The following is a 14,715-nucleotide window of genomic DNA, read 5'->3' on the forward strand; positions in this document are numbered from 1 at the left end:
TTGCAAAATTAGATATTCGTATGCCTACACTATCCCAAATAAATCCGAAAGAAAACATCATAATTAAGGGTGCCAAACTACACAATCTTAAAAATATAGATGTAGTTATTCCTAGATACAAACTTGTTGTAATTACCGGGCTATCGGGATCCGGAAAATCTAGCTTAGCTTTTGACACGCTATATGCAGAAGGTCAAAGACGGTATGTAGAAAGTCTTTCTTCATATGCAAGACAATTTTTAGGGAAACTAGACAAACCTAAAGTTGATTATATAAAAGGTATTGCCCCTGCAATTGCTATTGAACAAAAGGTAAATTCAACCAATCCTAGATCAACGGTTGGCACAACTACTGAAATTTATGATTATATAAAACTACTGTATGCCCGTATTGGGAAAACATTTTCTCCTGTTTCTGGTAAAGAAGTAAAAAAACATACCGTTACAGATGTTGTCAATCATGTTAGAACCTTTGAAAAACAAACTAAACTATTACTTCTTGCCCCTATCACCATTCGTGATGATAGAGATGCAATTAAATCGTTGGAGTTATTTTCAAAACAGGGTTATGCTCGTATTAAATACAAAAACGAGGTATTACGTATTGACCAAGCCCCAGAAGATATTGGTAAAACCTTTGATCTTGTAATTGATAGAATTATCACCAAAGATGATGAAGACTTTTACAATCGACTAGCAAATGCAGTAGATACGGCATTTTTTGAAGGTAAGGGTAATTGTATCGTTGAAGAATTGGGGAATGGTAATCAGACACCATTTAGTAATAAGTTTGAGCTTGATGGAATAACCTTTTTAGAGCCAAATGTACATTTGTTTAGTTTTAATAATCCTTATGGAGCATGTCCTAAATGTGAAGGTTACGGTGATGTAATTGGTATAGACCAAGATTTAGTAGTGCCCAACACTGCACTATCTGTTTATGAAAATGCAATTTTTCCATGGCGTGGTGAAAGCATGAGCTGGTACCGTGATCAATTGGTAAACTCTGCATATAAATATGATTTCCCTATTCATAAACCTTGGTATGAACTATCAGAAGATCAACAACAACTTGTATGGAAAGGTAATGCTCATTTTATAGGCTTGCATAAGTTCTTCGGAATGTTAGAAGAGAAAAGTTATAAGATACAGAATAGGGTAATGCTATCTAGATACCGTGGTAAAACCAAATGCGATGTCTGTAATGGTAAGCGTTTACGACCCGAAACTGATTATGTAAAAGTTGGTGGCGCTTCAATTTCATCGTTAGTAGGTTTATCTATAGAAAAACTGATTATTTTCTTTAACGAGCTGAAATTAAACGAAAATGATGCAACGATTGCAGCTAGGTTATTGATAGAAATAAATACACGATTTGGTTTTCTAGAAAAAGTCGGCTTAGATTATCTTACCATAAATCGTAAATCGAACACGCTATCAGGTGGTGAAAGTCAACGAATAAACCTTGCTACATCTTTAGGAAGTAGTCTGGTAGGCTCAATGTATATATTAGACGAACCAAGTATAGGTCTACATCCAAAAGACACAGAGAACCTTATTGAGATTCTAATAGCTCTACGGAATTTAGGAAATACGGTTATTGTTGTAGAACATGATGAAGATATCATGAAGGCCGCTGATATGGTAATTGATATAGGCCCCGAAGCAGGTACACATGGTGGAAAGGTTGTCGCACAAGGAACGTTGAGTGAGATACTAAAATCTAAATCTCTTACAGCTCAATATTTAAATGGAAAAATGAAAATTAAGGTTCCTAAAGAACGAAGATCTTCTAAAAACCATATTACCATAAAAGGTGTTAGGGAGCATAACCTTAAAAATATAGATGTGACGTTTCCGCTAGATATGCTTACCTTAGTTACAGGAGTCTCTGGTAGTGGAAAAAGTACTTTAGTAAAAAAATTACTATATCCTATCATATTAAAAGAAGTTGGTGGTTATGGTGAAAAAGCTGGCCAATTTACTTCTGTAGAGGGTAAATACCAGCATATAAAGCATGTAGAATTTGTAGACCAAAATCCGATCGGTAGGTCTTCACGCTCTAATCCTGTTACCTATATTAAGGCATACGATGATATTAGAAACTTATATGCAAGTCAGAAATTAAGCAAAATTAGAAATTATCAGGCCAAACACTTTTCTTTTAATGTTGATGGCGGACGTTGTGAAAAATGTAAAGGCGAAGGTGAGATTACGGTAGAGATGCAGTTTATGGCCGATGTTCATTTAGAATGTGAAACATGTGGCGGTAAACGCTTTAAGAAAGAAGTATTAGAAGTTACCTTCAATAACGCTAATATCGATGATGTTCTAAATATGACCATCGACGATGCAATTTTATTTTTTGAAACTGGAGACCAGACTAAAATTGTAACCAAGCTTAAACCATTACAAGATGTAGGGCTAGGCTATGTTACATTGGGGCAATCGTCTTCTACTCTTTCTGGCGGTGAAGCGCAGCGAATTAAATTGGCATCATTCTTAATAAAAGGAAGCACTAAAGATAAAGCCTTGTTCATTTTCGATGAGCCTACTACAGGTTTACACTTTCATGATATTCAAAAACTTTTAAAATCATTTAATGCTCTGATCAAAAAAGGGCATTCAATTGTGGTAATCGAACATAATATAGATTTAATTAAATGTGCCGACTATATCATTGACCTCGGCCCAGGTGGTGGTGAAAATGGTGGGCAATTATTAGCTGAAGGCACACCAGAAGAGGTAGTTAAAAGTAAAAAATCTTTTACCGCTGGTTACTTGAAAGCGAAATTACAATAGTTCTTCAAACATTAAACAAATCATAATCAACTGATTATCAAATACATATTCAGTTACTTGTTTTTTTGGCACGCTGTTTGTAATATGATAATCGAGTGTGAATATTTATACTCAAAATTTAAAACCTTATATCATGAAGAACTTAGTACTCCTTTTTACGGCGATGATTTTAGGCACCACAGGTGTTTTTGCCACAGGTATTAACGAAGATAAGGTTGCTACCAGCAATGCTTATAGATACGACAACTCATTTATTTTTATAGAAAATGGAATTACATTTTCTGTATATCCTGACGGAGAATTTGATTTTTATATAGAGAATCAAGTATCGGGCAGAAGAGATGGCATTACTTTTAACTCTGGTTTTGACTATAGCCCATATGCTCAATATGATGATTACGGAGCGGTAATACAAGTTGAAAATGTTCCAATTTATTATGATTATTATGGGCGTGTAAATCAAATTGGAGATGTAGACATCAATTACTTAAACAATCGTGTACGTAGAGTTGGTGGTATGAATGTATACTATAACAACCGTGGTTTTTATGATTACCACACTGGTTATATCAATATTTACAATAGAAACTATGTGTACCAACCATTTCACAGATGGTTTGCAAGACCAGCTATTAGTCTTTGCTTAGTGTATAACAGACCTTATAGAAGGTATTATGCTCCAGTACGATATTCTTACTATAGTCCTTATAGAAATAACTATAGAAATGCATATGTAAATGTTGGTAAGCAACATAGATATAACAATGTAAGAAATGACAGAGCTACTATTTATAGAAACGACAAGAGAGTTGCTGCTAGAGATAATTCTTATAGAAGTAATAGAACTGTAGCTAAAAGAGATAATGGTTTAAGAACTAACAGAACGTTAGCATCTAATAATAAGACCAGATCTAATAGAGATGCTGTATCAAATAGATCTACTACATCACGTAGTAATCAAGGTAGAACATTTACCAATAAAGAAGTTACAAGAACTAATAGAAACAATGGTACAGTGAACAGGTCAAATAATTCTGCGGCACGTAGTAATCAAGGTAGAACGGTTACCAAAAAAGAGGTTACAAGAACTACTAGAAACAATGGTACAGTGAACAGAGCGAATAATTCTACGGCACGTAGTAGTCAAGGTAGAACGGTTACTAAAAGAGAGGTGACAAGTACACCTAGAAGTACAACTGTAAAAAGAAGTACCACTACCTATAAAAAACCCGTAGCTAGAAGTTCGAATACAAGAACTCAACGTAGTAGCACTGCAAGAACAGCTACTAAGAGTCCTTCTAGAACTAAAAGCACCGTAAGTAGAAGCACAATATCAAGATCAGTAAGTAAAGCTCCTTCAAGAAGCTCAACTTCAAGATCAGCTACAACTAGAAGTAGTAGAAGAAATTAAGATAGTTTTTAGGTTGGTTAGTTGTTTAGCGCCGTAATGAATACGTTCATTACGGCGCTTTCTTTATGAACCTTTTGTTTCTGAAATATAGTTTGGAAAAAGTTTTATAAACTTTTTATCGCATAAGGCTGTTATAAACATTCTCCCTTCAGAAATGGGATGAGTAAATTCCAAAGAATGCGCCTGTAAATAAAGCCCCTTTCCTGTTAAAAGTAAATCTTTTAAAAAATAAGTGGCATCACCTAAGATAGGGTTTCCAATTGCTAACATATGCTTTCTTAATTGATGCCGACGACCTGTTTTAGGGCTTAATTTTACCAAATTCAAAAATTTAAATCGCTGAGAAGCAATCGTTTCTAAAACTTGAAAGGTTGAAATAGCAGGTTTACCATCTATAGGTATATCTATGGTACCTGATGATTTCATACTTCCAATAGTGACTGCGTAGTAGGTTTTATGAATCTTCTTGCTCTCAAATAATTGATTCAATGCAATTATTGAGGTATTCGTTTTACCTACCAAAAGACAACCAGTGGTAGCAAAATCTAAACGATGAACAGGTTGTGGTTGTACAGCATCGAAAACAGGACTTTTCTCTAGGTTTTGGCTTAAAGCATTCGCTACAGTCTTAAAACCGTTTCCACTAGCCAATATGCCCGCTGGCTTATTAACTACCGCTAAGTAATCATCTTCATAAATAACATTTAGCTTTAATTTAAGGCGTGTGTCTAAATTATCATCTATGGTATAACGAAATTCAATTTTTTCTCCCCCTTTAATGAAGGTAGCAGTAGACGCAACTTTACCATCAACAAAAACCATTTCTTTTTTAATAGCCTTTTTTAACGCAGACTTTGTGGTAATTCTTTTGAAGATACCTACCCCATATTCTTGCAATCTTTTTACTTCTAAAGTAATTTCTGCGATATGTGTTTCTACCAATTGCATATATGAATGACTGTACTGTAATTATTATCGTTGTTAAGGCTATCTAGTTATTTCTGAATCACAAAATTAAGGATGTGAGATAATTGAAATAGCATACTACTTATAGCTTTCACCGAGTTTTAATTTCTCTAGAAAAGCCCCATATATGAAAAGAATAAATCACAAGATTATTAGACAGCTTATAATTCTGACTTTTATCCTATTTCTAGGTAGGTTGATTTTAACATATATGCTCCCATATACCTCTTGTTACTTAGGACTTCAATCACAAGTATTTTCTTAATTATCGCGGAAATTCATAAGCAGCAATACGGTATACAACTTTCCCATGAAAAAGCAGAAACTAAGATCTAATTATCGGCTTAAGTATTTGTTTAAAAAGCCATATACATCTTCAGATATCTTAAATCTATAAAGTACACCTAGATACATAATTATCATCAATATACTTTTGACCGCAATATTAATGATGGGATGAAAAGGGAGCGAGAATATTGAAAATAATACACCGACAATAATCAATAATGCAAAAACTTTCCAAGTTTCATGGGTGAAAGGAACAATTTTAAACTTTGCCTTCACATAAATTAATTTCAACGTATTATAAATAAAAAATGCAGTAAAACTTGCTATTGCAGCACCATCTATACCATAAGTTGGTATAAGCCATAAGTTGAAAACTATTGCCAAGGCAGCTAATAAAACTCCGAAAAACAATATAGACCTATAGTAGTCTGAATTAAATAATATGGAATTATTATTACCCAAAAGAGAATCGTAAACTTTTGCCAATCCTATCCAAAAAACAATCATAAAACCACCTGAATAATTTTCAGGAAGCAATTCATATAATTCACTTAGATTAAGAAGAATTAATAGAAAAAGTAGGCCTGATATAATGAAAAGCGTCAAAGAACTTTTTTGATACAATTCTTTCAAAGCTGATTTATTTTTATCATTTAAATATGTTGCCGTTAACGGATAAGTTATTTGATGCATGGCTCTAGATGGTACAGCAATGGTCGATGCAATAAATCCGGCAACAGCATAATAAGCAACATTTTCAATCTTTAGAAAATTATTCAACATAACCTTGTCAACCTCCATAAGAACTATGGCCGTTGAACCTCCTAAAATAATTAAAGCACTATACTTTACAATGCTCTGCCAGTTTTCTGGAAAACTAAAATTAAGTTTTGGTTTACGCAGTTGGTAAGCATAGATTTTCATGATTACAGTTCTTACTATATAGCACCCAACCAAGCCATTAATAAAAAACTCAATATCAATAATCTTGAACCATAATAGTATTAGCAAAATGGTTTGAGCGATTCTGCAAAAAACCTCTTTCATAAAATTGCCAAACATAGACTTCATTCGAATTCTTGCCCAAGCATAAAATACTTCGAAATAAGCCATGGCCATACCTACAAAGAAAATATGCCATACATAATCTCTAACTATATCATTCTCTTTCGATAGCAGGTTACCTATAGCTTCATTTGCAAAATAACTGAGTATGCCTATAGGAATTATGAGTACTAATGGAAGAACAAGCATTAAAGTTAAAAAACCGTCTTGAGAACTATCATTCTTAAAACTAGAATAGAATTTCACTAAACTATTAGGCACCCCAAATGCAAGAATTGGCATCAGCACAGCAGAAACCGATAAAATAACTTGAATAAGTCCGTAATTATTGGGCTGCATAAAATTTGTATACAAAAACAAGGTATTGACCGCCCCTATCGCAAAACCGATATAGGTTACAATAGTATTATTCAATGATTGTTTTAGTATGATACCCATTAAATATATTCAGCCAATTTTCGAGTGAGTTCTCTTCTGCTATATTCCTCTATATTTTTAGAGGATACTGATAATTCCCCTTTTTGAAATTGAGCAAACCAATCTAAAAGTACGTTTTTAAGGGCAATATCATCTGAATGTTCAAATATGCAACCTGATTTGGTACTGGTTACAATATCAGCAACTTCCCAATTTTTAGGTCCTACCCCTAAAATAGGTCGTTTTGCCGCCATATATTCGAATAATTTCCCGGGTATTATTCCAATAGTTTCTTGTGAATCTATCTCTACTAAAAGCAAAATTTGCGAAACCTTTTGATATTCTAAAGCTTTTTCATGCGAAACGTATCCAATAACCTCAATATGGTTTTGTAAACCTAAATCATTCAACGACTGCAATACATCATTACTAATTACGCCAATAAATTGTAACTGTAAGGCATTTTTAAAATCACTATTCTGTTTCAACAATTCTGATAAAACCTGCCATAATTTAGTAGGGTTACGCCCTGTAAGCATAGACCCAATATGAGAAATGGTAAATTTTTCATCAAGATTTTGATTCATTGAGACATTACTATCAAAACCATTAGTAATTACTTGAATGGGCTGATTCGTAATTTGCTGAAACTCTCTTTTAGTAGTAGCACTGGTTACTATAATTTTATCGGCAGAATTAAGTACAGTAGACTCTAGTCGCTTATGTTTTTTTTCAGAAGAAGAAGTAAGCTTTAATTTTTTATGATAACCTATTGTAGTCCAAGGATCTCTAAAATCAGCAATCCAATTTACAGCTTTTGTCTGCTTTAAATAATAACCAATAAGATGAACACTATGCGGCGGTCCAGTAGTAATTATCGTATCTATTCCTTCTTTTTCTAATACACCCTTCAAATAATTAACTGATGGTTTTATCCAAAACTTTCTAGCATCAGGAATAAAGAGGTTACCCCGAATCCAAAGAAATATTTTTTCAGTAAACGACTGATTCTTAGACTGAATGATACCTGAACTAATACGTTTCGTCTTCTTACTAGAAAATATAGAAGCCAATCGATATGGTTCCTTTATAAGATGCTTGTAGATAATTAAATCGTTCGGAATCTCCTTTAAAAATGTATTGTCGATAAGAGGATAATCAGGATTCTCAGGAATGTACAGTACGGGTTCAATATCAAAATCTCTAAGATACTTTACGAATTTGAGCCAACGCTGTACACCTGGTCCGCCAGCGGGTGGCCAATAATACGTAATGACCAGAACTTTTCTCATTAATTTTCTTCTTCTTTTTTAGGCTTCCAAAAAGAAAAACCCAAACCGCCAACGATTACAAGGCCTAGTAAAATTGTACTTGCAAGGGTTATTTTACTACCCTGAACAACAACTTGAGGTTCAAACTTAAATTCTATTTTATGCGCTCCTGAAGGAACAGTTAGAGCTCTAAGCACATAATCAACTTTAAAATAATCACGCTTTACACCATCTATATAAGCATTCCATCCATTCTTATAATACATCTCTGAAAAAACGGCAACACCTTCATTACTATTCTTTGATGCATAGGTAAGATGATTTGGCTCATAATCAATTAAAGAAATTGATGCTGTAGAATCAACTTGAAATTGTAATTGAGTAATATCTTTAAATGTAGATGTATTTACAACTGCAACATTCTTGGTGTCTAAACTGTCTAACGCCATAATCTCAGCGTCGGCATTTTCAACAGGTCTTAGCTGTTTTACAAACCAGGCATTACCATTTGTATTCGGATTTTCGATTGGAAAAGAATTACCTTCTTGATCTTGCCTAATTACATATTTTACATTTAACATGTTCAAAACGGTCAGATTTCCATTGTACACATGAAAATTGAATAAATCTTGCATGCCAGCTGGTTTTGCAGCATGATAGCCAGTTATACTCTGATGAAAATATGCTGTTTTAGCTGAATCAAAACCGTCGGTTTGGTCAAAAACACGAAATACTCCATCGTCTTTAGCAATCAGCTTGTCTGCATCAGTTTCTTGAAATGGTTCTAACATTTTACGTTTAGAAACAAAGTTATCGTTGTTCACATAACGCAAATCGACTCCGACTAAATCAACCACAACTAGAACTCCAATAGCAATAATTATGAAATTCATCTTCAATTTCTCCTTCAAATAAAACCATATCAGTACTGAAGTAACCAAAACATACCCCAGCGAGCGTAATAAATCACTTGTATAAACACTTTTACGATCCAAGCGTAACATCTCAGGTAGCTCTTCTAACCCTGTCATTCGCAAATTATCATCATTTGCACCAACGAAATTAAAAGCTCCCTTAAATACGAATAATAATACGCCTAAGCCAAAAACAGTTCCCGCAGCTAAAGTCAAAGATTTAATTTTATCCGCTTGCGGAACTTTGTCCATAAACAACTTTTTCAACGCTAACATTGCCAAAATAGGTACACAAAGCTCTAATACAATTTGAATGGAAGAAACTGCCCTAAACTTATCATATAACGGAAAATAGTCAATCATGAAATCAGTAAGCGAGCTGAAATTTTTTCCCCACGACAATAACAAGGATACTAACGAACCTATTAATAGCCACCATTTGTGCCTACCTTTTACCAAAAACAATCCTAAGACAAAAAGAAAAAATATTACAGCACCTAAATAAGCCGGTCCTGACGTACCTGGTTGATCACCCCAATATAAAGGTAAACCACTTACAAAATTTAAAGCGCTTGATCTTGGCAAGCCTTTGTCAATTAAATAATTAAAAGATTTCGAATCTTCACCTAAGTTTTCTTGACTTGCTCCACCAAAAAGACGAGGCACAAACAAATTCAATGATTCTGTAATACCGTAACTCCAATTCGTTATATATTCTTTACTTAAACCACCCGTATCTTCTTTTGCAGAACCATCTGGATTTATGGTCAATTCACTTTTACCACGTGTACTCCAATCCGCATACTCTTTAGTAGCCATTAGGCCCGTAGCATTTGCCGAGATACCAAGAGTAACTGCCAGTAACAAGATACCCACAGAAATGAAAAAATGCTTAATTTGTCTTTCCTTAATTGCATAAATAAAATACACCATACCCAAGACAAGTACCAGTAGCATAAAGTAATAGGTCATTTGATAATGATTGGCAGTAATTTCTAAAGCCATTGCCAAAGCCGTTAAAACAAAACCCCAAAGATATTTTTTCCTAAAAACAAGAACAATACCTGCCAAAAGAACTGGCAAATAGGCTATAGCATGAGCTTTTGCGTTGTGCCCCGCACCTAATATAATTATAAGGTATGTTGAAAAACCAAAAGCTAAAGCTCCTACTATGGCTAAACGATAATCGACTTTCAAACAACAAAGAAGAATATAAAATCCTATAAAATATAAAAATAGATAATCTGCAGGTCTTGGTAAAAATCGAATTAATCGGTCGAGTTGTTTAATATAATTATGAGGATAATTTGCGCCTAATTGATAAGTGGGCATACCACCGAATGCGCTATTTGTCCAATATGGTTCTTGGTCCTTCGATTTTCTGAAATCGTTCTGTTCCTTTGCCATCCCAGTGTATTGGGCAATATCATGCTGGTACATTACTTTACCTTGAAGCACAGGGCTGAAGTATGCCAAAGCACCAATGATAAAAAATACAATTACAAAAAAATGGATGAAAAAGAATTTTAAGCCTTGCTTCATGTGCAAAATAAGTAGTGTTTTAGCAAAGATAACTAGTCTAGCTCTTCAAAATCAATGTAATCGCCTACTTTTTCTGAATCGTTTTTTTTCTTTGAAGTTTTTTTATTTATAATAACGTCTCCAATATTTTCCTCCTCTGAAGCTCGTTGATTATCAAAAGCTTGCTTAAAATGCGATTCTGTTTTCTTTGCTGCATAGCTTAAAATTTTTGGCGCAAATAACTTTACTAAAAATTTTAGTAAGTAATACACCAAAAGAATTATCAATATAGTTTTTAAAAAAGCCATTTTATTACTGTCTAAGTATATCAAAAATACAATTATCACGTTGTATAAATAGAATCATAATATTAAAATAATTATAAAATCGTGTTCATGAATAGTTTATTTGTCTACTCTAAATTATATCAATACGTATTAAGCATTCTACTATTACTACCCTTGGCTGTTATTTCACAATACACAGATGTTATAAATTCTAACAGACCAGGTCTTTCGGTAAGTGCATACGCCGTTGGAAAAAATGTAGTCCAAGCAGAGTTAGGTGTATTCTATGAACAGCGCGACCACACTTTATTAAACACTCAATCTGATATTTGGGCGAGTGACATTTCATTACGTTATGGATTATTATTTGAACGATTAGAAATCAATTTTGAAGGTACTTTTCAAGATCAAGATATCACTTACACAAATTTTAATCTCTTAGCAAAGCGTAGAGATTTTTCTAGAAACCGATTGGGTCTAAAATATTTAATCTACGATCCGTTCAAAAATCCAGAAGCGAATAAACCAAATTTATATAGCTGGAGAGCAAATAATAAATTTCAGTTTAAAAATTTAATACCGGCTGTTTCATTATATGGTGGTGCTAATTTCGTGCTTGGCGACAATCCTTTTTATGTTGGCGAACCAACCCTATCATACCGAGGTATGATAGCTACTCAAAGTCGTATTACACCAAGATTCGTTCTTATAACCAATACTGCTTACGACCGTATTAGTTCTGATGACCCTGAGTTAAGTTATTTAATTTCCTTATCTCACGCTTTTAGAAACCCAAAGTGGAGTGTATTTGTTGAACACCAAGGTATACAAAGCGATAGATATGCCGATTTATTGATTAGAGGAGGTATTGCCCATTTACTAAAAGAAAACCTACAGTTAGATTTTAATATGGGGGCAAGTTTAAAAAATACACCTTCCCGAATTTTCATCGGACTAGGAGGTTCATATAGAATGGATTTTCATCAAGACAGCCTAATTGCAATTGAAGATCAAGAAGCTGATCAAAATGGTGGTGCTATTAATAAGGACGCCATGAAAAAAGACAAAAAGAAAAAGAACAAAGGCAACGGAGCTGAAGATATTGATCTTGGACCTTCAAAAAAACAGCTTAAAAAATTAAAGAAGGCAGAAAAGAAGAAGAAGAGAGAGAGTAGCGAAATAGACTTTTAATACTAAAATTTCTAACTCATTTTCATTCTATACCCCTTTTCTGTTCTGATTAATATTCCTAATATTGACACTTCTAAAGAAGTTCAATGATCACACTACATGAAGCTAAATCAAAGCAAGACTTAAAGCGCTTTGTAACCTTTCCATTTTCACTGTACAAAAACAATAAGTATTGGGTACCACCTATTATTAATGATGAACTGGAAAGTTTTGATAAGAATAAAAATCCTGTTTTTAAAGATGCCGAAGCTTGGTTTTTTCTTGCCTTTGATGGTGATAAATTAGTAGGTCGTGTTGCCGCAGTAATAAATCAATTAGAAGTTAATCAACAGAATGTAAAAAAAATGCGTTTTGGATGGTTTGATTTTGTTGATGACCCTGCAGTGTCAAAAGCACTTTTAGACAAAGTGGCTGAAATTGGGAATCAACATAACTTGGAATATATGGAAGGCCCCGTAGGCTTTTCAAATTTAGACAAAGTAGGTGTTTTGGTAGAAGGTTTCGACCATATAGGGACGATGATTACTTGGTATAACCACCCCTATTACAAAGACCATTATGAAAATTTAGGATTTGAAAAGGAGAAGGAGTACATGGAAAATAAATTTCCAGCAAAAAATGCTGATCCGAAACTTTTTTCAAAACTGAATGATTTAATAAAAAGACGCTACGGACTAAAAGAGGTCAATTTCACAAAAACTAAGGAGGTTATGCCTTTGGCTGACGAAATGTTCGACTTATTCAATGAAACCTATGCCAGTCTTTCTTCATTCGTACCTATTACTGAAATACAAAAAGCTTATTTCAAGAAAAAATATATAAGTTTCATAAATCCTGAATATATAAAGTTCGTTAAGGACAAGGACGATAAATTAATTGCTTTTGCAATTGTAATGCCATCATTTTCTGAAGCCCTACAGAAGGCGAACGGTAAATTGTTTCCCTTTGGTCTATACCACCTTTTAAAAGCTAAAAAGAAAAGTAAAGATGTTATCTTTTATCTTGTAGGCATACATCCTGAATATCAAAATAAAGGGGTAACGGCAGTAATTTTTAATGAGTACTATAAAACATTTACCGAAAAAGGTATCGATATGTGCTATAGAACTCCAGAACTTGAAGAAAACTTAGCGATTAAACAAATGTGGAAACATTTCGATCCAGTGATTTATAAACGTAGAAGAACATATAAGAAATCACTTAGATAAGCACAAATAAAAAGCCCCGATTCAAATTTGAATCGGGGCTTTTAAAATTATTATGACCTGAGATTACTCTCCCATTGCCGCTGCAACTGCAGCAGAAAGTCTTTTATAAGTTCCATTCGTCAAACGCTCACGAATAGATGAGAATGCCGTTAAAGTCTCCTCAACATCTTGTAAAGTATGGGTTGCTGTTGGTATTAAACGTAATAAAATAAGTCCCTTCGGAATAACAGGATACACCACAATAGAACAGAAAATACCATGATTTTCACGTAGGTCTTTTACTAAGGCCATTGCTTCTGGAATACTTCCATTCAAATAAACCGGAGTTACACAACTTGTAGTTGTACCTATATCAAATCCATTTTCCTTTAATCCATTTTGAAGTGCATTTACGTTCTCCCAAAGTTTAGCTTTAAGCTCTGGTTGTGTGCGTAACATATCTAAACGCTTCAATGCTCCTTTCACATAAACCATAGGTAATGATTTAGCGAACATTTGAGAACGTAAATTATATTTTAAGTAGTCAATAATACCTTGGTCAGCAGCTACAAAAGCTCCTATACTAGCCATAGATTTTGCGAAAGTTGCCAAATACACATCAATTTGATCTTGTACCCCCTGCTCCTGCCCAGCTCCTGCTCCAGTTTTACCTAAAGTTCCAAAACCATGTGCATCATCTACTAATAATCTGAAATTAAATTTTTTCTTTAAAGCAACAATCTCTTTAAGAATACCTTGTTCACCTCGCATTCCAAAAACACCTTCAGATATAACTAAAATACCTCCTCCAGTTTGATCTGCCATTTTAGTAGCGCGCTCTAAGTTCTTTTCAAGACTCTCAACATTATTGTGAACAAAGGTAAATCGTTTACCCATGTGTAAACGCACGCCATCAATAATACAAGCGTGACAATCAACATCATATACAATAATATCATCTTTTGTTACAAGTGCGTCTATTACAGACATAAAGCCTTGGTAACCAAAATTTAATAAATAGGCTGCTTCCTTTTCTACAAAGGCCGCACATTCTTGCTCTAATTGCTCATGAAATTCAGTATGACCACTCATCATTCTTGCTCCCATAGGATAAGCTGCACCATATTCTGCCGCAGCTTCGCCATCAACCTTTTTAATTTCAGGAAGATTTGCCAAGCCTAAATAATCGTTGATACTCCAGGTAATAACATCTTTACCTTGAAATTTCATTCTATTAGAAATAGGGCCTTCTAGCTTAGGAAATACAAAATACCCTTCTGCTTGTGAAGCCCATTTACCCAAAGGGCCTTTATTATCTAAAATTCTATCAAATAAGTCTCTCATTGCTTAATTCGGTTCTGTATGCAAAAGTAAATAATTTTGATTAGGATACATA

10 protein-coding genes are annotated in these 14,715 nt (G+C 33.9%); 4 read left to right on the forward strand and 6 right to left on the reverse strand.

The genetic code is table 11. The features are described 5' to 3' along the window. Window positions 1–20 precede the first annotated feature (20 nt). Together uvrA and B5X55_RS07655 are read left to right on the forward strand one after the other, a co-directional pair. Window positions 21–2,801: an excinuclease ABC subunit UvrA gene (gene uvrA, locus B5X55_RS07650; protein ID WP_079512032.1), complete on the forward strand. Its 2,781-nt coding sequence runs from the start codon at window positions 21–23 to the stop codon at window positions 2,799–2,801. Window positions 2,802–2,934: 133 nt separating this feature from the next. Next, window positions 2,935–4,212 (forward strand): hypothetical protein, encoded by a 1,278-nt coding sequence (locus B5X55_RS07655; RefSeq protein ID WP_079512033.1) that lies wholly within the window; start codon window positions 2,935–2,937, stop codon window positions 4,210–4,212. A gap of 63 nt (window positions 4,213–4,275) precedes the next feature. On the opposite strand, the gene B5X55_RS07660 is transcribed toward B5X55_RS07655, so the two are convergent. The 5 genes from B5X55_RS07660 to B5X55_RS07680 form a co-directional block, all read right to left on the reverse strand. Continuing rightward, window positions 4,276–5,160, reverse strand: coding sequence for an RluA family pseudouridine synthase (locus B5X55_RS07660; RefSeq protein ID WP_079512034.1), 885 nt, complete (start codon window positions 5,158–5,160; stop codon window positions 4,276–4,278). Window positions 5,161–5,514: 354 nt separating this feature from the next. Beyond that, entirely contained in the window at window positions 5,515–6,969 is a 1,455-nt protein-coding gene (locus B5X55_RS07665; protein ID WP_079512035.1) for an oligosaccharide flippase family protein, read from the reverse strand. Continuing rightward, window positions 6,969–8,240 (reverse strand): glycosyltransferase family 4 protein, encoded by a 1,272-nt coding sequence (locus B5X55_RS07670; RefSeq protein ID WP_079512036.1) that lies wholly within the window; start codon window positions 8,238–8,240, stop codon window positions 6,969–6,971. The genes B5X55_RS07665 and B5X55_RS07670 overlap by 1 nt, the downstream gene beginning before the upstream one ends. Continuing rightward, window positions 8,240–10,675, reverse strand: coding sequence for a YfhO family protein (locus B5X55_RS07675; protein WP_079512037.1), 2,436 nt, complete (start codon window positions 10,673–10,675; stop codon window positions 8,240–8,242). Before B5X55_RS07675 ends, B5X55_RS07670 begins: the two co-directional genes overlap by 1 nt. A 32-nt stretch (window positions 10,676–10,707) precedes the next feature. After that, on the reverse strand, window positions 10,708–10,962 hold the full coding sequence (locus B5X55_RS07680; RefSeq protein ID WP_079512038.1) for a DUF4834 domain-containing protein: 255 nt from the start codon (window positions 10,960–10,962) through the stop codon (window positions 10,708–10,710). 87 nt (window positions 10,963–11,049) lie between these two features. Here B5X55_RS07680 and B5X55_RS07685 point away from each other — a divergent pair, with 87 nt between their 5' ends. Continuing rightward, window positions 11,050–12,132 (forward strand): transporter, encoded by a 1,083-nt coding sequence (locus B5X55_RS07685; RefSeq protein ID WP_079512039.1) that lies wholly within the window; start codon window positions 11,050–11,052, stop codon window positions 12,130–12,132. Between the two features lie 86 nt (window positions 12,133–12,218). After that, window positions 12,219–13,340 carry a GTP cyclohydrolase gene (locus tag B5X55_RS07690; protein ID WP_079512040.1) on the forward strand — a complete coding sequence of 374 codons (1,122 nt, stop codon included), beginning with the start codon at window positions 12,219–12,221 and terminating at the stop codon, window positions 13,338–13,340. Window positions 13,341–13,403: 63 nt separating this feature from the next. On the opposite strand, the gene B5X55_RS07695 is transcribed toward B5X55_RS07690, so the two are convergent. After that, window positions 13,404–14,663, reverse strand: coding sequence for a cysteate-C-fatty acyltransferase (locus B5X55_RS07695; protein WP_079512041.1), 1,260 nt, complete (start codon window positions 14,661–14,663; stop codon window positions 13,404–13,406). Window positions 14,664–14,715: the final 52 nt, after the last annotated feature.

It is taken from the genome of Maribacter arcticus, from assembly GCF_900167935.1.
GTDB lineage: Bacteria > Bacteroidota > Bacteroidia > Flavobacteriales > Flavobacteriaceae > Maribacter > Maribacter arcticus.

What these genes read in the sequence shown, in the direction of transcription:
- uvrA (WP_079512032.1), top strand. Translation starts at nt 21, where the DNA reads ATGCCTACACTATCCCAAATAAATCCGAAAGAAAACATCATAATTAAG.
- B5X55_RS07655 (WP_079512033.1), top strand. Translation starts at nt 2,935, where the DNA reads ATGAAGAACTTAGTACTCCTTTTTACGGCGATGATTTTAGGCACCACA.
- B5X55_RS07660 (WP_079512034.1), bottom strand. Translation starts at nt 5,160, where the DNA reads ATGCAATTGGTAGAAACACATATCGCAGAAATTACTTTAGAAGTAAAA.
- B5X55_RS07665 (WP_079512035.1), bottom strand. Translation starts at nt 6,969, where the DNA reads ATGGGTATCATACTAAAACAATCATTGAATAATACTATTGTAACCTAT.
- B5X55_RS07670 (WP_079512036.1), bottom strand. Translation starts at nt 8,240, where the DNA reads ATGAGAAAAGTTCTGGTCATTACGTATTATTGGCCACCCGCTGGCGGA.
- B5X55_RS07675 (WP_079512037.1), bottom strand. Translation starts at nt 10,675, where the DNA reads ATGAAGCAAGGCTTAAAATTCTTTTTCATCCATTTTTTTGTAATTGTA.
- B5X55_RS07680 (WP_079512038.1), bottom strand. Translation starts at nt 10,962, where the DNA reads ATGGCTTTTTTAAAAACTATATTGATAATTCTTTTGGTGTATTACTTA.
- B5X55_RS07685 (WP_079512039.1), top strand. Translation starts at nt 11,050, where the DNA reads ATGAATAGTTTATTTGTCTACTCTAAATTATATCAATACGTATTAAGC.
- B5X55_RS07690 (WP_079512040.1), top strand. Translation starts at nt 12,219, where the DNA reads ATGATCACACTACATGAAGCTAAATCAAAGCAAGACTTAAAGCGCTTT.
- B5X55_RS07695 (WP_079512041.1), bottom strand. Translation starts at nt 14,663, where the DNA reads ATGAGAGACTTATTTGATAGAATTTTAGATAATAAAGGCCCTTTGGGT.